Below are 23,782 nucleotides of genomic sequence, written 5' to 3' on the forward strand. Positions count from 1 at the left end.
GGATGCCCGGTATCCAGGAAGGAAATACCGAGGCCCCTGTCTCCTACTCCGTACAGGGATTTCGCGTGAACCTGGCCAGCCTGGACCTCAACCTCGTCGTCGCCCTGCGTGCCCTCCTGGAGGAGCGCAACGTCACCAAGGCGGGCCGGCGCGTCGGGCTCAGCCAGCCCGCCATGAGCGCCGCCCTGGCCCGGCTGCGCCGCCACTTCGACGACGACCTGCTCTCCAGGGTCGGCGGAGGCTACGAACTGACCGCCCTCGGCCTGGCCCTCCTCGACCGCGCCGCCACCGCCTGCGACCTGCTCGAACGCGTCTTCACCAGCCAGGCAGTGTTCGACCCCGCCCATGAGGAGCACGAGTTCACCCTGCTCGCCTCCGACTACGCGGTGGCCGTCTTCGGCGCCGAACTCGCCCGCATCGTCCACACCGAGGCGCCGGGGATCCGGCTGCGCTTCAAGCGGCCCCCGACGGACATCACCGAGAACACCGGGGTGCTGCTGAGCACCGCCGACGGGCTGCTGCTGCCGCACGGCATCATTCGCGGCTACCCCACGGTCGAGCTCTACCGGGACCGCTGGGTCTACCTCGTCGCCGACGACAACCCCGAGGTCGGCGAACAGCTCACCCTCGACGACCTGGCCCGGCTGCCATGGGTGACGTATCAGCGCACGTACGACGCACCCGCCGCCCGCCAGATCGGCATGCTCGGCATCGAGCCGCGCGTCGAAGTCTCCGTCGACAGCTTCCAGCTGATGCCCCTCCTGGTCGCAGGCACCAGCCGGGTGGCCCTCATCCAGGGGCATCTCGCGGACCGGCTCGACGGACTCGTCCCCGTACGGGTCGTGGAACCGCCCTACGACGCCGTGCCGCTCCGGGAAGCCCTGTGGTGGCATCCGGTGCACACGCACGACGCGGCGCACCTCTGGCTGCGGGAGACAGCTGTCCGGGTCGCCGAGACCATCCACGGCAAGGATGATCCCGATCCGGGAGATCGATCGGACAGAGGCTAGGCAGGGCTGGGCCGCTCACCCATAGTCGACCCCAGATCCTCCGCACGCTCCTCTCCTCGGTGTCTCCGTGTCCCGATGGCGTGCCGTCCCTCACCTCGCCACGTGGAGTTCCCGCATGCCCGCTTCCGTGCCTCTGCCCGCTTACGCCGAACCAGTGCCGCCGCCCGGTGCGACCCTTCCGACGTCCGGTGCCGCGCACCGGCTGCGCGTCGCTCTCCTCATGGCCGGCAGCTGTCTGCCGATCCTCGGGGCCGTCCTGATCGCCCCCGTGCTGCCCAAGATGCAGGACCACTTCGCCGACGTGCCCGGAGCGGGCGCCCTGGTCCCGATGGCCCTCACCGTCCCGGCCCTGGCGCTGGGCCTGCTGGCCCCCTTCGCGGGCGTCATCGTCGACCGGCTCGGCCGCAAGCGGCTGCTGATCGTCGCGACCGTGCTGTACGCGGTCTTCGGCACCGCCCCGCTGTGGCTGGAGTCGCTGGGCGCCATCGTGGCCAGCCGCGCCCTGGTCGGTATCGCCGAGGCCGCCATCATGACCTGCTGCACCACGCTGATCGGCGACTACTACAGCGGTCGGGTACGGGACCGCTACCTCGCCCTCCAGACCATGTGCGCCTCCGCCTCCGCGACCGCCTTCTTCGTCATCGGCGGTGCCGCGGGCTCGGCCGGCTGGCGGACCCCGTTCTGGATCTACGCCGTCAGCCTGCTCATCGCCCCGCTCATGGCCATCGGACTGCCGAAGCCGACCGCGGCCACCGGTGCCGCCGCCGAGGACGGGGAGAGCACGGACACCACGGTCGCCCCGAAGCGCTCCTTCCCCTTCCGGCAACTGGCCGGGATCTGCGGACTCACCGTGTTCGGGGCCCTCGTCTTCTACACCGTCCCGGTGGAGATGTCCTACCTGCTGGACGACCTCGGCGTGACGGCGACCAGCGTGATCGGGCCGGCCACAGCCATCGCCAGCGCCGCCACCATGGCCGGCGCGATCACCTTCGCCAAACTGCGCGGGGCCCCGGGGCCCCGGCTGCCACTCGTCTTCGCCCTGTGCGCGGCCGGGTTCGCGGTGATGTGGCTCGCGGACAGCACGCCGCTGCTGATCGTCGGTGCCGTACTCAACTGCCTCGGCACCGGTGTCCTGCTGCCCTCCCTGCTCACCCTCGCCATGTCCAAACTGGACTTCGCCGACCGCGGCAGGGGAACCGGCCTGTGGACCGCGTCCTTCTTCATCGGCCAGTTCATCTGCCCCCTGGTGCTGATCGCGGCGAAGTCCGCCCTCGGCACCCTGGCCGCCGCCGTCGGCCTGCTCGGCCTGGCCTCGGCCGTCGTTGCGGCAGGCCTCTTCCTGACCGCCCGGCGCGGGGCCGCGGCCGTCGCACCGCTGCCCTAGTAGTAGGAAGCCGCACCGCTGCCCCAGTAGCAGGAAGCCGCCCGCGGCGGGTGAGTCGAGGGCGGCGCTGTCCAGCCAGGGGACCGGTGCGGGCACGCCGGCGCGACTGCGAGGTGGCCACGGCGCGGTCGCGCTCGGGTCCTGGTTGAGCTCGCACCTCGGCGTCAGAAGCCGCGGGGCCGGTTCTGCCAACGGGTGGCCGGACGCCTTTGGACGGTGCAGTACGAGGACCGGCGCTCAACCCGGCACAGGTGGTCTCATCAGGCTAGATTCTCGTCGGCTGCCGACAGCAAGGGCTGTCCTACTCGGCCGCGCCGTCGAACCAGCCACGGCGCTGCGCCTCCGCGCCGGCGGCGAAACGGGTCTCGGCGCAGAGCTCGTCCATGAACTCGCTGATGCGTCGGCGCACGGTGCGCGGCGTCAGCCCCAACCTCCGGGCGATGGCTTCGTCCTTGAACCCCTGTTGCATCAGCGCGACGATCTCGCGGCGCTGCCTCTCACGGGCATTGTCGCTGGGCGGCGGAGTGCCGGTCAGGGGACGCGCCTCGCGCCACAGGAGTTCGAAATAGTGGCGCAACGCCTTTACGGCGACCGGCGATGTGAGATGGAGCGCCACGCTGGAACCGGTCGGCGTGAGAGCCAACAGCGCCTGCGAGCCGTCCGTGATCTTCAACTTCATCGACAGCTGCGGCAGGAGTCGTATCACCTCGCCCGCAGCGGCACAGCGTTCGACGATCTCGGCGCCCACGGGATCGCTCAGAAAGGACGTCTCGTAGATGCTCCGGTGCCGTACGCCCCGTGCGATCGACGCGAGCGTGGGAGGCTGCGCCGAACTCGCCTTCAGGGGAAGGTCGTACTGGAAGGTCTCCAGCGTCAGATGCTCGCGGACGGCCGCCGTACCAATGGTGTTGGACAACGCGGCGATGTCGTCGGAGTCGGTGAGCACGTGCGCGAGCCTGTGCGAGGAGGCGTCCTGCGCCTGCCGGTCGGCCAGCCGGCGGATCCGCAGCACCTCCCGCTGGGCGCGGGCGATGATGTCGTACTGGGCGTCGAGCTCGTGCTGTTTGTGGACCAGAGCGGCTTCCACGGCCGGGACCGGCGCTGCGGCCTTCAGAATCGGTGGATCGTGGGGCAACACGTGGGCGAGGCCCAGGGCCAGAAGAGGTGCAGCACTCCTGCCTGACCCCAGGTGAACGTCGGCCTCCTCCAGCGGCGTAGGCCCATCCGTCTCCGCAAGGACGCGATAGCTTCCTGCGATCTCTTCGTTGGTGAGCTCCGCGAGCGTGTCGACGGCCCGGGTCAGCAATTCGGATGTTGCGTCCCCGCGAGTGGCGGATATGTCAATGAGCGGTGCGTCTACCGGTGGCCTGTTGTCCATAATCTTCCTCCCCGTTTTGGACCTTGAGCAGCCCACTCTGCCAATCCTTCGTCACAACTCCCTTGAAGCAAGCGGATTTTGTGCGGAACATTGCCATCGTGGAGCCTTTCCGCAGGTGAGGACGGCGCATGAGGGGGCACCGTGCATGTCGTGTGCCGACGGGCCGGGAAGAGGTCGCACCGAGGGCTCGTTGTCCTACGGGGGCGGTCCGCGCAGGACGGTGGCCGCTCGTGTCCAGTCGGCCACAACTGACCCTGGCGATCGGACCGGGCGCCCAGTGAACTCGCCTGTGTAGTCACTGCAGAGAGCTACGTGCGGTTACACGACGGGGGATGTCGGAGCATGAGCAGCAGCAGCATGACCGCGGCCGGAAGCGAACCGAGGCGATTGACGCTTCGGCCGGCCCACACTGTCGTTCGGTGTCCTGGTCGTTCCGTACCCATGTGACGTCACTGCCCCGAGTGGCCCCGCCGCGCGCACGGCCGCCGCGGGCTCACCGCGGACCCCTCGCGTGATATCCGATCCCGGATCTGTCCAGTCGTGGATCACCGACGCTCCCGACTGTCCCGCACCCGTTGTCCACACCGCGGATGTCTACGGAGACACAGTTCATGAACAGCAGTTCTTCGCCTTTTCCCGCTCGGTGTCCAACCGACCCGCTGCTGCCCGACTCTGGCGCGATCTGTGCGGCAGCTCTCTCTGCGGTAGGGGCGGAGGTCCTTCGGGCCCTCCGGCGTGCCCCCCAAGAGGCCGCCATGGCCGTCGACTTCGACGACACCCTCGCTCCGATCCTCGGCGACCCCGCCGCCGCCCGCCCGCTGCCGCGGGTCATGGCGGTGCTCACCGCGCCGGCCGGGCGTGGGCTGCGCGTCGTGGTCCCGACCGGGCGCCCGGCCGAACACGTGGTGCGTACGGCCATGTTGCGCTCAGGCCCCGACGGGCCGCCGACCACGGTGCTCGGTCACCACGGGCTTCAGCGTGGGGACTCCGCCACGGACCGGCTGAGCTCGCCCCCGCCGCATCCCGCCCTGGAGCAGGGGCGGGCCCGCCGTCCCCGACTGCTGGCGCAGAGCGGCGTCCCCGCGCGGATCGAGGACAAGACGCATGGGCTGTCCCTGCACACGCGCTGCTGCGAGAACCCGCCCGCTGCCCTCGGGCTGATGGAACCGCCGGTGCGCGCGCCGGCCGGCGATCTCGGTCTGCGAGCCGAAGTGGGCCGCCTGGTCCTCGAGTTACGTCCGGACGGCATCGACAAGGGCACCGTCCTGGCCGCCGTCCTGGCCGAGCGGCCCACACGGTCCGTGCTGTACGCGGGGGACGACCTCGCCGACCCGCCGGTCGTCCGCCTGCTGTCCGACCGCTGCGCACGGGGCGGCACCGGCGTCCTTGTGCACAGCGCGCCCATGTCCGAGGACGAGGTGGTACCGGAGCTTGCGAGCAGCTGCGCCCTGCGGGTGTCCGGACCGGACGGAGTCGCGGCGCTCCTGGCCGCCGCCGAGAGAGCTCTCGTGGGCCGACGGCCATGACAGAACTCGCCCCGCGCACGCAGAAGGGCCCCATCGTGCCGCGGTCGGAACCGGTGGCGATCGCGGCGCTGGTGCCCGCCGACTCTCCGCGGTCCGGGGAGGTGGATCTCGCCTACGCCAGGTCACTGATGGAGGTGCGGGAGCTGCCGCCGATCCTGGTGTGCCGACGCACGATGCGCGTCATCGACGGCATGCATCGGCTCACGGCGGCGACCCTGGCCGGTCGTGCCGACATCGACGTCCGCTACTTCGACGGGGACGAGAAAGAAGCGTTCGTCCAGGCCGTGCAGGCCAACCTTCATCGTGGCAGGCGGCTGAGTCAGCAGGAGCGAGCGGCGGCTGCCCGGCGCATCGTGGCCGCCTACCCGCAGTGGTCCAACCGTGCGATCGCGCAGGCCGCGGGCCTGTCCACGAAGACGGTGGCGGCCATCAGACGGCGTTCAACCGGGAACGAGCCCCAGTTGAACAGCAGGGTGGGACGCGACGGCCGGGCCCGTCCCGTGGATCCCTCCGTCGGCCGGGAACGTGCCGCTGCCCATCTGCGTGAGCACCCGGATGCCTCCCTGCGCCAGATCGCCGAGGCCGCCGGAATCTCCGTGGGGACCGCGCGGGATGTCCGAGCCCGCGTGGAGCGGGGTGAGGACCCTGTCGGGCGTCGAGCCGCCGTTCGCGACGAGCGCGTGCTGCTGACCGCCGTCGAGCGGAACAATCGCCTCCGGGTGCCGGACCCGCGCCCTGCCGTGGCCCCGGTCAAGGACCCACTCGCCGTACTGACCCGTGACCCGTCCCTCCGGTTCTCGGAAGCAGGACGGCAGTTGCTGCGCCTGCTGGACAACCGCGCCCTCCTGGATGCCGGGGGAGATGCCCTGTCGGCGGCCGTTCCGCTGCACAACCGGGCGGCCCTGACCGCCGCGGTGTACCAGCACATCGACACCTGGCTGGCGTTCCTCAGCATGCTCGAGCGAGCGGGCTGACCTGCACCTCCGTTGGGGCGGCCGGCGTCTTCAAGACGTCGGCCGCCCCTTTTCGCCTGCTCCGGGGCGCCTCCCCTTCTCGCCGTAATGCATCGGTCAAGAGGCCCCCATGACCGCCGGATTCGCGTCTTGAACACACTTTCCCGCCGCCTATGTTCCCAGCGACATCAGGAGGTGGGTATGGCTCAGAACCAAGGAAACGAAGAGCGCCTCGCGCTGATCGACAACAAGCCCGTGTCGGCGGAGACCGCGGACTGGCTCGGCCGCGTCGACGGGATCGCCCCCGTCATCGAGAAATGGCGCGAGGAAGGCGAGCGCCAGCGGTTCTCCCCGGTGCCGGTTATCGAGGCGCTACGGGAGGCCGGGTTCCCCCGGATGCTCGTGTCCCGTGACCTCGGCGGCTCCCAGGTGACGCTGGAGACCGGGTCCCAGGCGCTTCAGGCGCTGTCCCGTGTCGACCCGGCGGTCGCTTGGCAGATGGGAGTGCAGGCCGCCATCGGCCGACTGTCGGACTACCTGCCCGAGTCGGCTGCGTGTGAACTGTTCCGGGACCAGGACGCTTTGGTGGTCGGCTCGGTCAATCCGACCGGAGTGGCGGAGGCGGTCGACGGCGGCTACCGCCTCTCCGGGCGCTGGGGCTTCGCCAGCGGTTCGGCGCATGCCGCCTGGCTGGTGTGCGCGGCGCGGATCGCCGTCGACGGCACGCCACGGCACACGGAGCATGGCCCGGAGATCCGGATGCTGTTCGTTCCCAAGCAGGCCGTGCGGATGCTGGACAACTGGCGCACGTTGGGGCTGCGCGGCACGGGCAGCGAGGACTACGAAGTCGACGACGTGTTCGTCGCCGACGCGTACACGGTGGCCCAGCGGGACATGTTCTTCGCTCCGCCCGCCCGTCCCTCGCGCGGCTACGGAATCAGTTACTACGACTTCGGGCTGTTCGGGTCCTCGTCGACGGTGCTGGGTGCGGCCCAGGGCGCGCTGCGGGAGTTCCAGCGGCTGGCTGTGGCCAAGAAGCCGATGGCCGGCACGACCACCCTGGCCGCCAGCCACACTGTGCAGGAGCGCTTCGCCCGGGCAGAGGCCCAGGTCCGGGCGTCCCGGCTGCTGCTGGCGGACGCCGCCTGGCACGCCGAACAGTTCGGCGAGGTGGGCGGGGACTCGCTGAGCGCGACAGTGCGGCTGGCAGCGGCCACCGTGGCGGACCAGTGCTGTGCGGCCATCGACAGCCTGTTCACCGTCGCGGGCACCTCCTCGCTGTACTCGAGCAGCATGCTCGAACGCTACTTCCGAGACGCGCATTCGGCCGCGAAGCACATCACCCTGTCGCCGACGAACGTCGAGATGGCGGGCCAGTACCTCCTCGGCGGCGGCCTGAGCATGCGCCGCTGAGCACCATCCCGTCCCTCCTCTCCAGGGAACGGCCACCTCGTCACCGCAATCTGCCCGGAAGGACAACCATGCCGACCATGAAGGCCCTCCAGCTCCTCGCCCCGCGTCAGACCGTCATCGCGGAGGTGCCGCGCCCCGAGGTCCCGGCCGACGGCCTGCTGCTGCGCACCCGCTGCGTGTCGATCTGCTCGACGGACATCTCCTTCTTCGAAGGGCACCTCTTCCCTTCTGAGTACCCGGTCGTCCTGGGACACGAGTACCTCGGAGAAGTCGTCGAGAAGGGGCCGGAGTTCACCCGTTCCGACATAGAGATCGGCGACCGGATCGTGTACTGGGGCCAGACCGACTTCGACGGCTTCGCCGAGTACCGGACGTTGCGCCCGATCTTCTCCGGGGAGGTCAAGGAGGACGTGTTCTGGGCCGACCGGAACTTCTCCGACGACCTGCGGGCCGCCGCCGTCAAGGTCCCCGAAGCCCTCGACGACCTGCAGGCGTCCTTCATCGAACCCACCACCGGCGCGCTGCGCTCGATCCTGGCCAACCCTCCGAAGATCGGCGACAGGGTCCTCATCATGGGCACCGGCCCGATCGGCATCATCGCCGGCAGCGTCATCAAGCGCCTGCTCGCCCCGAACCAGGTGGTGTCGGTGGACGCGAACCCGGTGCGCAACCGGCACGCCGAGGAGCACTTCTCCGAGCGGGCGTTCCTGCCGGAGGAGCTCATCGCCGAGGTCCCGGAGAACACCTTCGACTACGTCTTCGACGCCCTGCCCACCGTCAAGGTCGACGACGAGGAGAAGGACCCCCGGCGTGTGGCGATGCGCCGGTTGAAGCCCAAGGGCCACTACGTGCTGTACGGGGCCTCGCAGGAGATGCAGAAATTCGACACGTGGCTGATGCTTGCCAAGGGCATCAACATCACCGCTTCCCCGTTCGACGTGACCGCGTTCCCGATGCACCACTCCGCGAACGTGATCCAGGCGGCCATGCAGATGCTGGTGTCGGGCATCGTCGACGGCAAGCGCCTGCTGTCCACCGTGCACAGCTTCGACGACTACGACGGCCTCGTCGAGATCTTCAAGAACTACCGCAGCACCACCGACCTCAAGACGATCGTCGACTTCCGCGCTGCCTGAGCGTTCCGCTGACTGTGCCGACATGCGGCGGCGCCGCCGGACGCGATATGTCGTCGATCGTCCGCGGCGCCGTCGTGGCTGGTCGCACCCCGCGGTGGGCCGTGAGCCGACACAACCGCGCGCCCCTTCAGGGCGCTTGCGAACCGCAACGGACTGCGCCGACCCGCTGACAACCTCCCCCGCACACGCTGCCGAACCCGGCGGGCGCCCAGCTCCGCCGTGTCCGCCGGGTTCGGCCCCTCGAGAAGGGAAACCAGGACGTGGACACGCCCAGGATCCGCCATCCCGCGCGGCCGGACGCCGAGTTCGTCGTCGTCGCCAATCGCCTCCCGGTCCACCTGGAATCGCGGGGCACGGACTCCCCGCGCTGGCGGCGCAGCCCGGGGGGGCTGGTCAGTGCTCTGGAACCCATCCTGCACGCCCGGCGAGGCGCCTGGGTGGGGTGGGCCGGCACCACCGAGAGCACCCCTGCCGCCTTCCCCGACCAGGGCCTGCGCCTGCACCCTGTGCCCCTCGACGTCGACGAGCACAGGGACTACTACGAGGGATTCTCGAACGCCACACTGTGGCCGCTGTTTCACGACGTGGTGGCGCCACCCGACTTCGACCGGGCGTGGTGGCGCAGCTACCACCGGGTCAACCAGCGGTTCGCGGAGCACGCGGCGGCCATCGCCGGTCCTGGAGCCACTGTGTGGATCCAGGACTACCAGCTGACGCTGGTCCCGGCGCTGCTGCGCGCCCTGCGTCCCGACGTGCGCATCGGCTTCTTCCTGCACATCCCCTTTCCGCCCCCCGAGCTCTTCCTCCAGCTCCCCTGGCGCACGGAGATCGTGGAGGGGCTGCTCGGAGCGGACCTGGTCGGCTTCCAACTGCCCGGTGACGCACAGAACTTCCTGCAGTTGGTGCGCCGGCTGCGCGGCGGTGAGAGTGTGAGCCGCCCGCACGGTACACCCGTGCTGGGAGCGGTGCGACTGCCGGGCCGGGAGGTCCGCGTCGGCGCGTTCCCCATCTCCGTCGACGCGGCCGACCTGGAGGAACTGGCTCGCAGCGAGGCCGTACAGGAGCAGGCCCGGCGGATCCGCCGTCGACTGGGCGACGGCAGAAGGATCATGCTGAGCGTCGACCGGCTCGACTACACCAAGGGCATCGACCAACGACTGCGGGCCTTCGAGGAACTCCTGGCCGACGGCCGGGTCAGCGCGCGGGACACCGTCCTCGTACAGATCGCCACGCCCAGCCGGGAGCGCGTCGAGCACTACCGGCGGCTGCGTACGCGGGTCGAGGCGCAGGTCGGGCGTATCAACGGGGTGTTCGGGCAGGTCGGCCGGGTGCCGGTCCACTACCTGCACACCACTGTCGACCGCGCCGAACTCGCTGCGTTCTACCGGGCGGCCGACGTGATGCTCGTGACGCCGCTGCGCGACGGTATGAACCTGGTGGCGAAGGAGTTTGTCGCCGCCCGCCCCGACCTGGATGGCTCTCTGGTGCTCAGTGAGTTCGCCGGCGCGGCCCACGAACTCACCGAGGCGCTCCTGGTGAACCCGCATCACCTCGCCGAACTCCAGGACGCCATGGTCACCGCCCTGCACCTGGACGAGGGGGAGCGCAGGCTCCGCATGCGGGAGCTGCGCCGCCACGTCCGCGAGCGGGACGTCCACCACTGGGCCCGTTCGTTCCTCACGGTGCTGGCAGGGGCGGGCCCCGGGTCACTGCCGGCGGACTCCGACGAAGCGCCACCGCGCGCCAGCGTCGCCTGACGCCGCGACCACCACGCCCCGACGACAAGGACGCAGACACCATGACCGCCCCGCCTCCGCGTGTCCGCAAGGCCGTCATCCCGGCCGCCGGACCGGGCACGCGCTTCCTGCCCGCGACGAAGGCGACTCCGAAGGAGATGCTGCCGATCGTCGACAAGCCCGCAATCCAGTACGTCGTCGAGGAAGCAGTCGCCCCCGGCCTGGATGACGTCCTCATGGTCACCGGCCGCGGAAAGCGCACCCTGGAGGACCCCTTCGACCGCAATGCAGAACTGGAGGCGGTCCTCACCGGCAAGGGCGACACCGCCCGGCTCGACCTGGTCCGCGCCTCGACCGACCTCGCGACCGTCCACTGCGTCCGCCAGGGCGACCCCCGGGGGCTGGGGCACGCGGTGCTGGGCGCGGCCTCGCACGTCGGGGCCGAACCGTTCGCCGTACTGCTCGGCGGGGACCTGATCGACCCCGCTGATCCGCTCCTGTCGTCCATGACCGCCGTACGGGAGGAACTCGGCGGCAATCGCCCCGATGGACGTCGGTGCCGAGCACATCCACCGCTACGGCTGTGCGGCGGCCGAGTCCGCGGGGCGGGACGGCATCGTGCGAGTGACCGATCCGGTCGAGAAACCCGAACTCGGCGAGGCCTCCAGCGGCCGCGCCGTCATCGGCCGCTACGTCCTCGATCCGGCCGTCTTCGAGGTTCTCGCCAAGACCCGGCCAGGGCGCGCCGGCGAGATCCAACCCACCGACGCCCTGAGCACCATGGCGCGTGACCCCGGGATCGGCGGCCCGGTCCACGCGGTGGTCTTCACGGGCCACCGCCACGACACCGGCGACCGCGGCGAGTACCTGCGTGTCACCGTCCGGCTCGCCTGCCGACGTGGGGACGTCGGCCCGGGGTTCCGCCCCTGGCCGCAGACCTTGGTCGCCCGCGACCTGGCCGCCTGACCAACCCGTTTGTTCCAGACTTCGTTCGAGGAGGCACCGTATCCATGCCCGCCGACACCCGAGAGCTCGACTTCACCCGCGCCATGGCCCGTGTCCCGGGGCCCGTGGTCGTCACCACCACGGTCGACGAGACCGGCCGCCGCTGGGGATTCACCGCGAGTTCCTTCGTCTCCCTGTCCCTGACCCCGCCGCTGGTGACGGTCAGCCTGGACAAGAAGGCCAGTACGCACGCCGCCTTCGCCACCGCCGACCACTTCATGGTCAACGTACTGGCCCATGACCAGACCGACATCGCCCGGCGCTTTGCGACGTCGGGCGTCGACCGGTTCGCCGCCGGTGACACCGTCCCGCTCGAACGGGGGCTGCCCGGCATCCCCGAGGCGGTGGTCCGGCTCCTGTGCCGCCTGCACGACGTGGTGGACGGCGGTGACCACAGCATGCTCATCGGCCGAGTGCTGGACTGCGTCACACACGTCGACCGGGAGGCGTTGGTGTACGTCGACCGCGGCTTCGTCCGCCCCGCCGGCTCCGCGCCTGAAGTGGCCCGTGCCCACTGAGGCCGGGCCGGATGAGGGAACCCCGCGGCCGAGGCCTCGCGATCCCCGGGACGGCGCATCCCGTGCCCGACCACCTCTGCGCGCTCGCCGGGCACGCGGAGGTGTGTGCCGTACATCCCGGCCGGTACAGGCCCGACATCTGCCTTCGGCATGCCGAACTCCCGGGCGTGCCGGGGGTCACCGATGCGGCATCCGCCCTGGCGCACGCACAGCTCGCCCCGGTGTGGCCGACGCGGTGGCGTGCGCGCGCGTGCTGGAAGTGGTCGCCGAGGCTGTCGTATGACGTTGGTTCAGGCTCTGGTCTCCGACGCGTGCTTGGTCCGCCACGTGGTCTTCTTGGCCTGGTTCCCGCAGGTGTCCATGGAGCACCAGCGCCGGTTGCCCGGGCGGGACGTGTCAAGGAACCAGGCGGCGCAGGTCGGCCCGGCGCAGGCGCGGACCCGCTCCAGCACGGGAGACGTCGCCAGGGTGAGGGCATCGCGGGCGATGTCGGCGAGAACCGCGCCGACCGGGTCGGCCGCAGTGTGGGTCAGCGTGCCGTGCTCGTCGAGCACCGGCACCGGCGGCGCCGCGGCGGCCGCCTGGTTCAGCAGCGCGCGGTCGTCCGCAGGGCATCCGGCGGGGCCGCTCCCGCCGCGGGCCGCCGTCAGAAGCGCATGCACGGCCTCCCGCACCCCCCGTGCCCGGTGCAGGACGGCCTCCGACGGGACCGGGACGACGGTGCCGTCGGGATACGGGCCCAACTGGACGACCCAGGCGGTCAGGGCCTCGGGAGTGTCCAGTTCCTCGGTGGCACCGTCCAGGCCGCGCAGCCTCAGGGTGCGCATGAAGTCCAGGCAGAGCCGTCCGGAGCCACTGCGGAAGCGGGGGGCCGGCGGTGCGGGAGAGACAGCCATGCCAAACAGCCTACTGCGGAACCGGTTTTACTGGTACGTTGAGGGAACCGGTTAAATCGGTTCCTGGTGGCGAGTCGTCACCTTCCCCTTCCGTCCTTTCCTTCCTCTCCTGGTCGAGGTGTGTGTCGTGGCTCCAGGCGTTTCCTCCACTGCGCCGCCGGCGCTGAGCCGGCCCCTGATCCTGCTCCTCTCCGTCGCCTGCGGCATCGCGGTGGCCAACATCTACTTCCCCCAGGCGATCAGCCCACTGATCGCCGACGACCTGCATGTGCGCCCCGCCTCCGCGGCCTTGGTCGTCACCTGCGCCCAACTCGGCTACGCCGCGGGTATCTTCCTGCTGGTCCCCCTCGGTGACCGGCTCCGTCATCGCGGACTGATCACCACCCTGCTCCTGGTGACCTGCGCGGGGCTCGTACTTGCCGGGACGGCCACCTCCCTGCCTGTCCTCGCCGTCGCCAGCGCCCTGGTCGGCCTGACCACGGTCGTGCCGCAGATCCTCATCCCCATGGCCGCCGGCCTGACCGCCCCGGAGCGCCGCGGCGCGGTCACCGGCACCCTGCTCTCCGGCCTGATCGGTGGGATCCTGCTGGCCCGCACGTTCTCCGGCACCCTGGGCGAATGGCTGGGCTGGCGCGCGCCCTACCTCGTCGCCGCAGTCATGGCCCTGATCCTCACCCTCGCGCTGGCCGCCGCCCTCCCGCATACGACACCGAGCACCGACCAGCGCTACCCGGCGCTGCTGGCAGCCTCCCTGCATCTGCTGCGCACCGAACCGCTGCTGCGCCGCTCCTGCCAGTACCAGGTCCTGGTGTTCGCCGCCTTCAGCGCCGCCTGGACCGCGCTCGCCCTGTTCATCACCGGACCGCACTACAACCTGGGTACCCCGGCCGTCGGCGTGCTCGCTCTGGTCGGTGCAGTCAGCATGTTCGCCACCCCCATTGCCGGCCGGCGCACCGACCGGCGCGGCCCCGACGCCGTGAACCTGGTGTGCATGCTGGGCGCCATCGCCGCGGGGGCCCTGCTTCTCACCGGTCGCCTCGGCGGGGCCATCGGACTGGTGGGCCTCGGCGCGGGGATGCTGCTGCTCGACGTGGCCATGCAATCCGGGCAGGTCGCCAACCAGGCCCGTATCTTCGCCCTGCGCCCCGAAGCCCGCGCCCGGCTCAACACCGCATACATGACCTGCGCGTTCCTGGGTGGCAGCGCCGGATCGTGGCTCGGTGTCCGTGCCTACTCCGCCTTCGGCTGGAACGGCGTGTGCGGCCTGGTCGCGCTCCTGGCCGGTCTGGCCCTGCTCCGTCACGTCCTGCGAAGCCGGGAGGTCACGGCCGCCGCAGACGCACGCATGCCGGCGCCCGCCGGGGAGGACGGCGTGCCCGCCGGACGCTGAAGCACGCCCGCCGGCACCGATGAACTGGGCCGAACGCGACGGCCGGAACGGCCCGGTTTCTGTCCCCTGTCACCACCGGGGCAGGGCAGCGAACGGCTGCCGTCGTCCATCGAAACGTCACTGCACACGGTAAGGAGTTGCCATGACCGAGAACCTCTGCCGGAAGAGCACGACCTGGGGTGTGACCCCGACCACGCGTGTCAACGCTCAGGCCCGAGAGGCGGTCGCGAAGTGAGCCAGTGGGACTACGTGATCGTCGGGGCCGGCTCGGCGGGATGCGTACTCGCCGACCGGCTCAGCGCGGACGGTACGGCGCGGGTGCTCCTGATCGAGGCCGGCACGGGGACTCCGGAGACCCGCCCCGAAGTGCAGGTGCCGATCCTCTTTCCGCGCCTCTTCGGCGGAGACCTGGACTGGAACTTCGCGACGGTGCCGCAGCGCGGCCTGGCCGATCGCACCATCCCGATCCCGCGCGGGAAGGCGGTCGGCGGCTCCTCGGTGATCAACGCACAACTGTGGACCCGCGGGCATCGCGCGGACTACGACGCCTGGGCCGAAACGGGGCTGGAGGGCTGGAGCCACGACGACCTCCAGCCCTACTTCGAACGGGCCGAGCAGCGGATCAGCCTGACCGGCCTGCGCTATCCCCTGCCGGTGACCCCGGCATTCCTCAATGCCTGCGCGCACCTGGGATACTCCCCGGCAGCCGAGGTCCAAGAGGGCTACGCCCTGGCTCGCGCAACACACCGCAACGGCCTTCGGCACAGCTCGGCGGACGCCTACCTCACCGCAGCCCGGGAACGGCCGAACCTCACCGTGCGGGCGGACACCCTCGTGCGCCGGGTGCTGTTCGAGGGCACGCGCGCGGTCGGGGTCGAAGTCGAAACGGAGTCGGGGACCGAGACCATCCGCGCGGAGCGCGAGGTGATCCTCGCGGCCGGAGCCGTGGGGAGCCCTCATCTGTTGTTGCTGTCAGGAGTGGGCCCAGCCGAGGAACTGTCCCGTCACGGTGTCCCGCTCGTACAGGACATCCCCTCGGTCGGCCGCGATCTGACGGACCACCTGCTCGTCCCCCTCGCCTTCGAGGCGCAGGGCTTCTGGTCGCCCGGCGCGAACGCCTCGTCCCAGCAGATCGACCAGTACCTGCGGGACCGTCACGGCACCCTGGACTCCATCATCTCCGAGGCGCTGCTCTTCCTGCGCTCCCGCGAAGAACTCGAGGCTCCGGACATCGAGGTCGTCCACCTGGTGGTGCCTCTGGGCGAGCACCAGCGGCCTACCGCACACGGGCTGGCGCTGGGCGTGATCCTCCTGCGACCGCGCAGCCGTGGCGCGATCACCCTGCGCAGCGCCGATCCGCACGACGCCCCCCTGATCGATCCTCGCTACCTTTCCGACGAGGCAGGAGACGACCTGGCGACACTGGTCGCGGGGATACGAGCGGCGCAACACGTCCTGCGGCAGCCGGACTTCGCGCAGTGGATGGGCAAGCCCCTCACGGATGGAGCGTTGTCCGAGGAGGTCGACGACATCACTGCCTATATCCGCACCACGGGAGGCAGTATCCACCACCTCGTCAGCACCTGCCGGATGGGTGCGGACGAGCACTCGGTCGTCGACCCGACATTTGCGGTCAGGGGTCTGACGGGCCTGCGTGTGGTGGACGCCTCCACGATGCCGAGCATCGTACGGGCCCACACGCACGCTCCCGTGACCATGCTGGCCGAACGGGCCGCGGACGTCCTTCTGCAGCTGCAGCAGCGCTGACCAGGCGGAAAACACCAGCAGTCCCGGCCCTGCTCGAGCCCGGGACGCCCTCTGGGCCGTGGAGCGAACGCGCCTTCAGTGCCCACTCCGCTCCGTCGGGCCTGCCTCCACCCGTGAGTCCCGCCACTGAGCAGTGCCGCCGCTTCCATGAGCTGCCCCGGCCAGTGATCCCCCGGCTGGCCGGGGCTTCCCCCGCAGGTCGAGTCTCTGTCGGCGTCGGCTGAAGCGTCGACGTCGAGAACGTGTCCGTGGCGCCCGTGGTTCTCGCGTATTCGGCGGGTTTCCCGGCCTGATGTGCTCCGGCTACTGGGACTGGTCCGACTGGTTCGAGTTCATGGCCGACGTAAAGGCGCCCGGCACCAAGCCGCTGGTGACCCCGGCGGACGGTGAGGCCGACCTCCCGGTGGGCGCCGAGCGGCACTTCCCCCTCTCCGCGAACGGCAACGCCGATCCGGTCTTCAAGAACGTCGACTCGGACTGGAACCCGTTCGACCCCGCTCGTGCGACCGTGGTCTGACATCCCGCAACCCACATGGTTCCGGCCGCGGCTCATCCGGGTGTTCCGTGGGAGCCGCGGCAGTGTGCGGTGCACGGCGGGTCCGGGTGCGGCATGCCGGACGCATGAGCAGGAGTGATCGCGTCCGCGATCCGGTCCTGGGTGCCGCGAAGCCGCGCGTGGACGGCGCTCGTGACTCAGGTGCCGCCCCAGCCCCACGACTCGTCGTCCGGGTCCTCGGTCGCGTACAGGGTGGGTCCGAGGCGCGCGGCCAGCGTGTCTCCAGCCATGCGCGTTTCGACGACTGTGCCGTCGGAACCCACCGTCAGTGCTGCGTAGTACCCCAGCACTCTCCAGTCCGAGGGCATGTGGAAGAAGAATTCCACCGCCTCGTCCGGGTACTCGTCGCGCAGCAGGGGAAGCAACTTCTCCAGAGTGCAACCGCCGCCCAGGCCGCTGAGCATGACAGTCACTTGATCCGGTGCCGACCGCCATGCCCGCACATGTGCGTAGCCCTGTCGGCCATCGAAGGGCCGAACGTCATGCTCATCACGGATCATTTCGGGGTATGCGCGTTCAACGGCCAAGAGGAGACTCCTTCTTCTCAGTGCCCGGCTCCAACGCCCCACAGCAGCGGGTCCACGGTACGGGCGAGACGGCCCCGGATTACCGTCCCAGGCAGTCGGCGCGGGCTGTCCGAGCAGGTCAACGGAGGCTGCTGTGGCGGCAATTCGTCCCCGTTGCGGGCCGGACCGGGGGAGGCGCCGTCCCCTAGACTCGGGTGATCGGCGTGGCGGGCGGGGGAGGCACGGGTGAACGATCGTGAAGCCGGTGATCCCAGAGTCAGGTTTGCGGAGGCGCTGACCCGGCTGCGGCGGCGTCTGCCGGACATGTCGGACGAGACCCTGGCCCGGCGGGCCAGCGCGGTGGAGCTGCCGTCCGGGCGCCGGGTCGCCGTCAACGCGCGCAGGCTCGGTGAATGGGCCGGCGGTCAGTCGGTACCGCGCAGGTTCGAAGCCGTCATGGCGTTGGTGCAGGCCGTCGAGAGGGCGGCCGGAGGCGCGTCCGCCGATCAGCCCACGGTGGCCCACTGGCACCGGCTGTGGCGTACCGCGCGGGATTACCGGAGCAGCCCCGCCCCTGGAAAGCAGCCGCAGCCGCAGTCGCATCCGAATCCGCAGATCGTGATCGGCCGTCCGCCGAGTGATGCCGCCGCACTGCGGCGGCGTGACGGATTGGCCGAGAGCATCGACGCGGGCATGCGAGACGCATCCGTCCGGCAGATCCTGCTCACGGGCGCGGGCGGCGTCGGCAAGTCTCAACTGGCCTCGGCGGCGTTCCACCGCGCCAAGCAGCGGGCCGAGATCCTGCTCTGGGTGCCCGCGGGCGACCGCCTCTCGGTTCTGGGCAGTTACGCCCGTGCGTGGCGGGCGCTGTCCGGGGCGCGCCTCGCGAGCATCGCGGGGGAAGCACCCGCACCCGGCAACGACCCGGGCGGGGACGACGAGACCCAGGCCGACCTGTTCCTGACCTGGCTGAGATCGACCGCCACTCCCTGGCTCGTGGTCCTCGACGACATCGACGACCCTGGCGAACTCTCCGGGCTCTGGCCCGCCGGTGACGCCGGCCGGACCATCCTGGCAACCCGTCGGCGGGACGCCACGCTGCTGCGCCCGGGGGTCCGGGTGATTGCCGTCGGCGTGTTCACCGCCGACGAGGCCACCGCCTACCTGGCCGACCGGCTGCTGCTCGACCTGGGCCCGGCCGCCGGGCATCACGGGCCCCCGGCGCACCGTCGCGAGGATCTGGCGACCCTCGCGGCAGCCCTCGGCCACTTTCCACTCGCCCTTTCCCAGGCGGCCGCCTTCCTCATCGACACCGGCATGGACCTGCCCGCGTACCTGAGCCTTCTGGCGGACCGGCGGGAGAGCATCGCCGGTCTGCTTCCGCCTTCCTCGCCCGCGGACGAGTACGGCGGCACGGTGACGAGCACCCTGCAACTCGCCCTCGGACGGGCGGAGTCCCTGGCACCGCCCGGGACCGCCCGTGCCATGCTCGAACTGATCTCGATGTTCGCGCCCGACGGCATTCCCGAGGCGGTACTGCTCGGTCCGGCGGGGCGCGACTGGCTCGGCGGTGACCCCGTCCCGCAACGGGGCGCCCTACTGGCGTTGCGGGCACTGCACCGGTTGAGTCTGGTCACCCACCATGGACCTGCCGGCGCGGCGGTCGTCGAGGTGCATTCCCTCGTCCAGCGCGCGATCCGCGACGGTGTACCGGCCGACCGTCGCGAACGGCTCGCCACGGCCGCGGCCGACGCGCTGGAGGAGGCGTGGTCCGCGCCGGACTGCGAACCGGAGACGGAGACCGCCCTCTACCGCAGCGCCGAAGTGCTGCTGACGAATGCCGGCGGTCACCTCTGGCACGGCTGCGGCCTGCATCCCCTGCTCCGCCGGTTCGGGCCGCATCTGACCGCTCTGGGCCGTCCTGCCGCGGCCCGGGACATGGCCCAGGGCCTGGCCGACCAGGCGCGGCGGCGGCTGGGCGACGGCCACCGGGACGTTCTGACGCTGCGTTCGCAGGCGGCCCAGGCCGGGGGCGACCTCGGGGACACCACGGCGGCCGTCCGGTCGCTGGCGGAGATCAGGCGTGAGGCGGAGGACAGCCTCGGCCGCGCGGACCCGGACACGCTGTCCATCCGGCTGCACGAGGCGCGCTTCCGGATGGAGTCGGGCCTCATCGACGCCGCGCTGGCCGACTTCGTCACCCTGGCCGCCGAGGCGCGGGCGACGCTCACCGCCGGTGACCCGCTGCTGACCTCCGCCGATGCCTACGTCGCCCTGTGCCGCGGGCTCTCCGGGGACGCCCAAGGCGCGCGCGACGCGTACGCCGCGATTGCCCGGGAACTGGAGCGGGACCTCGGGCCCCGGCATCCGGCGACGTTGAAGATCCTCGCCGACCTCAGCCGGTGGGTCGGGGAGACGGGTGACGTGCGGCTGGCTGTGACCACCTATCAGCAGGCGGTGGACGGCTTGGTCTCCGTCGTCGGCCGGCTGCACCCCGATACGCTCGTCGCCCGGCACAACCTCGCCTACTGGCACGCGATCGCCGGCGACCTCGACGGGGCGATCGAGCAGTTCGTCACAGCGGCCGACGACTCCGAACTCGCGCTGGGCGCCGAGCACCCCACCACCCTGACCTACCAGGTCAACCTGGCCTTCTGGCGGGGCGTCGCCGGCGACACCGCCGCCGCGCCGGGCCGACTGGAGCAGCTCCGGCGGACCTTGGAACGGGTCCTCGGCGCCGATCACCCGCGCACCCTGCGGGTCCGGCAGCAGCAGGCCGAACTCCTGCACCGCGGCGGTGACCACGCCACCGCCGCAGACCGGCTCACCACCCTGCTGGCCGACATGGTCCGGGTCCAGGGCGCCAACCATCCGCGTACCCGGGAGGCCGACCGACTGCTGACGCGGTGGGCGCAGGAACCGGCCGTCGCGGTCTCGCAGGACCTCAACGCGACGGAGAAGGCACCGCGGGCGGCCTCCGACGGGCAGCCCTGACCATCGCGCCCCCCGCCACGGCCGCGACCGTGCCACCGATCGCCACCTGGATGTTGAGCCATTCACGGTCCTGGATGCTCCGAAGGTCCTCCCTCGCCCGCGCCTCGCTCTCGGGCGAGAGCTGGAGATCGTAGAGACGATGTTCGACCTCATGCCGCTCGTCCTGGTTCGCATACGTCAGCAGGCTCAGCACGGCGAACGCGACACCCACCACGATCATGAGTACGCCCACCACGGAAACGGCCCTGCGCATGATGCCCCCTTATGGCAGCGGCTGGAAGGTTGCCGCTGCCGTGCCTTGAGGCTGCCGAACCTAGAGCCGGGGCCCGTTCGCTGTCCTTCGCTGAATGCGCCGGCACCTGCATCGGACCGGGTCAGGAGCGGGATCGCGGGTCCCCGTTCCGGCCCGGTGCGGGAAGACCGGGTGCCCCCAGGCGCCGGGGTGCTGAAGCATTTGCGGAAGGCTGGGCCGCGCCGGGACACGGCGGCGCCTCCTGGTGATCGTCCGGCCGGTGGACCAGCCATCAGGGGCCGGACAGGCGAACGGTAGTGCGGAGCCAGGGACATCGGACATGATGTGCGATCTCGACAGCGGTAGCCCGTGAGGCCGCTGGGGCGTGGGAACGTGGCAGGGGGTTGTCGGGTGGAGCCGTTCGAGGCACTGGAGGCGGGGGATCCCCGGCAGGTGGGGCGGTACCGGATCGTGGCCCGGCTGGGCGCGGGCGGGATGGGCCGGGTGTACCTGGGGCGCTCGCCCGGCGGACGGTTCGTGGCGGTGAAGGTCGTACGCCCGGAGCTGGCCGAGGACGCCGGCTTCCGGCGCCGGTTCGCCCGGGAGGTGGCCGCTGCCCGCCGGGTGAACGGGGCGTTCACCGCGGGCGTGGTCGACGCCGATCCGGACGGATCACCGGCATGGCTGGCGACGGTGTACGTGCCCGGGGTCCCGCTGGGTGATGCCGTGGCAGCGCACGGACCGTGGCCCCAGGCCGAGGTGTTCGCACTCGGGGCGGGGCTGGCCGAGGCCCTGGAGGCCATCCACGCGGCCGACGTGGTCCACCGGGACCTCAAACCGTCGAACATCCTGCTCGCTGCGGACGGACCGCGAGTCATCGATTTCGGGATCTCGGTGGCGGGCGAGGCCAGCGCGCTCACCCGCACCGGCACGGTCGTGGGCACACCGGGGTTCATGTCCCCCGAGCAACTGACCGGCAAGCGGGTCGGACCGGCGAGCGATGTCTTCGCCCTGGGTGCGGTACTGGCCTTCACCGCGACCGGGTCCGGGCCGTTCGGGACCGGCTCGGCGCACGCCCTCAGTTTCCGCGTCGTGTACGAGGAACCCGACCTGCACCAACTTCCGCCGGTCCTGCGGACCCTGGTGGCCTCCTGCCTGGCCAAGGAACCCGACCGGCGGCCCACGGTGACCACGCTGCTGCACGAGCTGGCCGATACCTCCGGCGGCCGGCCGGCCGTACCACCGGCATCCACGCCGACTGCGTCGACCCGGACAGTCACCGAGCCCGGCTGGCTCCCCGAGCCGGTCGCCGCGACCGTGCACTCGCGCACCGCCGCCGTGCCGCCGCCCCCGGCTCCACCACCCGCATCGCCCGAGACGTCCGAGCCCCCGCCCACAGAGCCGGTGCCGGCGGAACCCGGCGCCGGTCGGCCGGAGCGCCCTGCGACGACCCGGCCGAGGGAACAGCACGACTTCATCGTCCTGCCGCCCGGGGCGCGGCTCCCGTCCCTGCCGCCGGTGAAGGCTGCGGGACGCCCGGCCGGGATCACCCGCAGACGGACCCTGCTCGGCCTCGGCGGCGCCACCGCCGCAGGACTCGGCTTCGTCGGCTGGAAGATCCGCGGCAGCGGTTCCTCTGCTCCCGGCGAGCAGCGGTGGCTCTTCCGCGCCGGGGGCTCCCTGTCCTCGTCGCCGGCCGTGGCGGGCGGTGTGGTGTTCGTCGGCAGCGGGGACGACAACCTGTACGCGGTGGACGCCGCGACCGGCAAACGGCGGTGGACGTTTCCCACGGGCGGCGCCGTGCTCTCGTCGCCGGCCGTGGTGGGCGGTGTGGTGTATATCGGCAGCGTCGACGAAAGCCTGTACGCGGTGGATGCCGCGAGCGGCGAGAAGCGGTGGAGGTTCCGCACGGGCAACGCCGTGGAGTCGTCGCCGGCCGTGGCGCGCGGTGTGGTGTTCGTCGGGAGCCACGACGGCAACCTGTACGCGGTGGACGCCGCGAGCGGCGAGAAGCGGTGGAGGTTCCGCACGGGCGGCGCCGTGAGCTCGTCGCCAGCCGTGGCGGGCGGTGTGGTGTTCGTCGCCAGCGGGGACGGCAACCTGTACGCGGTGGACGCCGCCTCCGGCAAACGGCGGTGGACGTTTCCCACGGGCTGGGCCGTGCGCTCGTCGCCGGCCGTGGCGGGCGGTGTGGTGTTCGTCGGGAGCCAGGACGGCAACCTGTACGCGGTGGACGCCGCGACCGGCAAACGGCGGTGGAAGTTCCCCACCCAGCACTTTGTGTCCTCGTCGCCGGCCGTGGCGGGCGGTGTGGTATACGTCGGGAGCGAGGACGGCAACCTGTACGCGGTGGATGCCGCGAGCGGCGAGAAGCGGTGGAGGTTCCGCACGGGCGGCGCCGTGCTCTCGTCGCCGGCCGTGGCGGGCGGTGTGGTGTACGTCGGGAGCAAGGACGGCAACCTGTACGCGGTGGACGCCGCGAGCGGCGAGAAGCGGTGGTACTTCCACACCGCCAGATCCTTGTACGAGGACCCTGCAGTGGCCGACGGGATGGTGTATATCGCTGGTGGCGACGCTGGCGTCTTGTATGCGGTGACGCTGTAGGGGCCGGGACCATGTGGCCGACGTGAGACGGCATCGCCGGCCGGCGTCTGCATGCGTGGAACCGCGCGTGAGTGAACTGTGGAAGTCCGACAAATGCTGTGCAACCGCCGCCCAGGCCGATCGCAAGTCATCGGACGTCGACGTAGTCGGTGACCCGGGCGCTTCTGAGGTAGTGGTCTCCGGTCTCGCGGCTGAGGGCCAGGGCCCAAGTGCCGTCCTTCTCGGCGGTCACCATGCCCATGAGGTGGCCGTGTCTGTCGCTGTCCAGTTCGCAGACGTAGTGGTAGGTGCTGGAGCCGCGGGGTTTGAAGTAGAGGGTGGGTGCGCCGCTGTCGAGCGGCTTCCAGGTGGTGCCCTTCTTGTACTGGAGGGTGCCGCCGAAAGTGATCGGTTGTGACCTGCGGACCCGGTCGGGATGGGCGCGAAAGCCGGTGATGCGGGTGGCGTAGCGGTAAAGGTGGACGGGCTTGGTCGTGCTGGTGCCCAGGTCGGGGTTGCCGTTGAAGCGGGCGCGCCAGTAGGCGTCGGTGTTCCGCGTGGTGAGGGTACGCGCGAACGTCTCGTCGAAGAGCGGTTTGTTGTAGCGGACGGGGACGGGCATGGTGGTGGCGTCCCGCCAGCCGCTCTTTCCGTCCTTGGAGTACTGCAGGGTGACGGTGGGTTTGGCGGGCCAGTGCGCGCGCGGATCTTCGTAGGAGACGTACCCGGAGACATGCAAGGACGCGTCGTCGCTGAGGGAGGCGCTCATGCCGAGGTGAGTGGTGTACGCGACGTGCAG

General features: G+C 71.0%; 18 protein-coding genes and 1 pseudogene. 14 read left to right on the forward strand and 5 right to left on the reverse strand.

From position 1 onward, the window contains the following. Positions 1–65: 65 nt before the first annotated feature. Both QF027_RS27425 and QF027_RS27430 read left to right on the forward strand, forming a co-directional pair. Positions 66–1,010, forward strand: a complete 945-nt coding sequence (locus QF027_RS27425) for a LysR family transcriptional regulator (RefSeq protein WP_307077726.1) — start codon at positions 66–68, stop codon at positions 1,008–1,010. 115 nt (positions 1,011–1,125) lie between these two features. Next, positions 1,126–2,394 (forward strand): MFS transporter, encoded by a 1,269-nt coding sequence (locus QF027_RS27430; protein WP_307077727.1) that lies wholly within the window; start codon positions 1,126–1,128, stop codon positions 2,392–2,394. Between the two features lie 301 nt (positions 2,395–2,695). Here the strand turns inward: QF027_RS27430 and QF027_RS27435 are convergent, their stop codons facing one another. After that, positions 2,696–3,481 (reverse strand): helix-turn-helix domain-containing protein, encoded by a 786-nt coding sequence (locus QF027_RS27435; protein ID WP_306978185.1) that lies wholly within the window; start codon positions 3,479–3,481, stop codon positions 2,696–2,698. A 1,046-nt stretch (positions 3,482–4,527) separates the two neighbouring features. On the opposite strand from QF027_RS27435, the gene QF027_RS27440 reads away from it, so the two are divergent. From QF027_RS27440 to QF027_RS27470, 7 genes and pseudogenes are all read left to right on the forward strand, one after another. Beyond that, complete coding sequence (locus QF027_RS27440; RefSeq protein WP_307077729.1) at positions 4,528–5,298, forward strand: trehalose-phosphatase; 771 nt, start codon at positions 4,528–4,530, stop codon at positions 5,296–5,298. Then, complete coding sequence (locus tag QF027_RS27445; RefSeq protein WP_307077731.1) at positions 5,295–6,272, forward strand: ParB/RepB/Spo0J family partition protein; 978 nt, start codon at positions 5,295–5,297, stop codon at positions 6,270–6,272. Before QF027_RS27440 ends, QF027_RS27445 begins: the two co-directional genes overlap by 4 nt. 180 nt (positions 6,273–6,452) lie before the next feature. Beyond that, positions 6,453–7,664: an acyl-CoA dehydrogenase family protein gene (locus QF027_RS27450; protein ID WP_307077733.1), complete on the forward strand. Its 1,212-nt coding sequence runs from the start codon at positions 6,453–6,455 to the stop codon at positions 7,662–7,664. 68 nt (positions 7,665–7,732) lie between these two features. After that, positions 7,733–8,800 (forward strand): zinc-dependent alcohol dehydrogenase, encoded by a 1,068-nt coding sequence (locus tag QF027_RS27455; protein ID WP_306978176.1) that lies wholly within the window; start codon positions 7,733–7,735, stop codon positions 8,798–8,800. A 260-nt stretch (positions 8,801–9,060) separates the two neighbouring features. Beyond that, entirely contained in the window at positions 9,061–10,557 is a 1,497-nt protein-coding gene (locus QF027_RS27460; RefSeq protein WP_307077735.1) for an alpha,alpha-trehalose-phosphate synthase (UDP-forming), read from the forward strand. A 41-nt stretch (positions 10,558–10,598) separates the two neighbouring features. Further along, positions 10,599–11,502 (forward strand): annotated as a pseudogene (locus QF027_RS27465) (UTP--glucose-1-phosphate uridylyltransferase). Between the two features lie 44 nt (positions 11,503–11,546). Next, positions 11,547–12,059 carry a flavin reductase family protein gene (locus QF027_RS27470; protein WP_306978169.1) on the forward strand — a complete coding sequence of 171 codons (513 nt, stop codon included), beginning with the start codon at positions 11,547–11,549 and terminating at the stop codon, positions 12,057–12,059. A 290-nt stretch (positions 12,060–12,349) separates the two neighbouring features. Here the strand turns inward: QF027_RS27470 and QF027_RS27475 are convergent, their stop codons facing one another. Next, entirely contained in the window at positions 12,350–12,955 is a 606-nt protein-coding gene (locus QF027_RS27475; protein WP_306978164.1) for a CGNR zinc finger domain-containing protein, read from the reverse strand. Between the two features lie 127 nt (positions 12,956–13,082). On the opposite strand from QF027_RS27475, the gene QF027_RS27480 reads away from it, so the two are divergent. The 3 genes from QF027_RS27480 to QF027_RS27490 all read left to right on the forward strand — a co-directional run bounded on the left by QF027_RS27480 (position 13,083) and on the right by QF027_RS27490 (position 16,629). After that, positions 13,083–14,345 carry an MFS transporter gene (locus tag QF027_RS27480; protein WP_307077737.1) on the forward strand — a complete coding sequence of 421 codons (1,263 nt, stop codon included), beginning with the start codon at positions 13,083–13,085 and terminating at the stop codon, positions 14,343–14,345. A gap of 231 nt (positions 14,346–14,576) precedes the next feature. Next, positions 14,577–16,112: a GMC family oxidoreductase gene (locus QF027_RS27485; protein WP_307077739.1), complete on the forward strand. Its 1,536-nt coding sequence runs from the start codon at positions 14,577–14,579 to the stop codon at positions 16,110–16,112. A 292-nt stretch (positions 16,113–16,404) separates the two neighbouring features. Beyond that, complete coding sequence (locus tag QF027_RS27490) at positions 16,405–16,629, forward strand: hypothetical protein (RefSeq protein WP_307077741.1); 225 nt, start codon at positions 16,405–16,407, stop codon at positions 16,627–16,629. A gap of 176 nt (positions 16,630–16,805) precedes the next feature. On the opposite strand, the gene QF027_RS27495 is transcribed toward QF027_RS27490, so the two are convergent. Further along, positions 16,806–17,072, reverse strand: a complete 267-nt coding sequence (locus QF027_RS27495; RefSeq protein ID WP_307077742.1) for a hypothetical protein — start codon at positions 17,070–17,072, stop codon at positions 16,806–16,808. A 348-nt stretch (positions 17,073–17,420) separates the two neighbouring features. Here QF027_RS27495 and QF027_RS27500 point away from each other — a divergent pair, with 348 nt between their 5' ends. Beyond that, the gene (locus QF027_RS27500; protein WP_307077744.1) at positions 17,421–20,168 is read left to right on the forward strand and encodes a tetratricopeptide repeat protein; all 2,748 of its coding nucleotides are present in this window, start codon (positions 17,421–17,423) and stop codon (positions 20,166–20,168) included. Here the strand turns inward: QF027_RS27500 and QF027_RS27505 are convergent. Then, entirely contained in the window at positions 20,119–20,421 is a 303-nt protein-coding gene (locus QF027_RS27505) for a hypothetical protein (RefSeq protein ID WP_306978153.1), read from the reverse strand. The two genes, QF027_RS27500 and QF027_RS27505, sit on opposite strands and share 50 nt — an antisense overlap. 390 nt (positions 20,422–20,811) lie before the next feature. Between QF027_RS27505 and QF027_RS27510 the strand changes: the two genes are divergently transcribed. Continuing rightward, the gene (locus QF027_RS27510) at positions 20,812–23,004 is read left to right on the forward strand and encodes an outer membrane protein assembly factor BamB family protein (RefSeq protein WP_306978151.1); all 2,193 of its coding nucleotides are present in this window, start codon (positions 20,812–20,814) and stop codon (positions 23,002–23,004) included. Positions 23,005–23,131: 127 nt separating this feature from the next. Here the strand turns inward: QF027_RS27510 and QF027_RS27515 are convergent, their stop codons facing one another. Beyond that, entirely contained in the window at positions 23,132–23,752 is a 621-nt protein-coding gene (locus tag QF027_RS27515) for a hypothetical protein (RefSeq protein WP_307077747.1), read from the reverse strand. Positions 23,753–23,782 lie beyond the last annotated feature (30 nt).

It is taken from the genome of Streptomyces canus (assembly GCF_030816965.1).
Classification (GTDB): domain Bacteria; phylum Actinomycetota; class Actinomycetes; order Streptomycetales; family Streptomycetaceae; genus Streptomyces; species Streptomyces canus_E.

Excerpts from the sequence above, each read along its gene's own strand:
- QF027_RS27430 (WP_307077727.1), top strand. The coding sequence starts at position 1,126 with ATGCCCGCTTCCGTGCCTCTGCCCGCTTACGCCGAACCAGTGCCGCCG.
- QF027_RS27440 (WP_307077729.1), top strand. The coding sequence starts at position 4,528 with ATGGCCGTCGACTTCGACGACACCCTCGCTCCGATCCTCGGCGACCCC.
- QF027_RS27445 (WP_307077731.1), top strand. The coding sequence starts at position 5,295 with ATGACAGAACTCGCCCCGCGCACGCAGAAGGGCCCCATCGTGCCGCGG.
- QF027_RS27450 (WP_307077733.1), top strand. The coding sequence starts at position 6,453 with ATGGCTCAGAACCAAGGAAACGAAGAGCGCCTCGCGCTGATCGACAAC.
- QF027_RS27455 (WP_306978176.1), top strand. The coding sequence starts at position 7,733 with ATGCCGACCATGAAGGCCCTCCAGCTCCTCGCCCCGCGTCAGACCGTC.
- QF027_RS27470 (WP_306978169.1), top strand. The coding sequence starts at position 11,547 with ATGCCCGCCGACACCCGAGAGCTCGACTTCACCCGCGCCATGGCCCGT.
- QF027_RS27475 (WP_306978164.1), bottom strand. The coding sequence starts at position 12,955 with ATGGCTGTCTCTCCCGCACCGCCGGCCCCCCGCTTCCGCAGTGGCTCC.
- QF027_RS27490 (WP_307077741.1), top strand. The coding sequence starts at position 16,405 with ATGTGCTCCGGCTACTGGGACTGGTCCGACTGGTTCGAGTTCATGGCC.
- QF027_RS27495 (WP_307077742.1), bottom strand. The coding sequence starts at position 17,072 with ATGCTCAGCGGCCTGGGCGGCGGTTGCACTCTGGAGAAGTTGCTTCCC.
- QF027_RS27505 (WP_306978153.1), bottom strand. The coding sequence starts at position 20,421 with ATGCGCAGGGCCGTTTCCGTGGTGGGCGTACTCATGATCGTGGTGGGT.
- QF027_RS27515 (WP_307077747.1), bottom strand. The coding sequence starts at position 23,752 with ATGAGCGCCTCCCTCAGCGACGACGCGTCCTTGCATGTCTCCGGGTAC.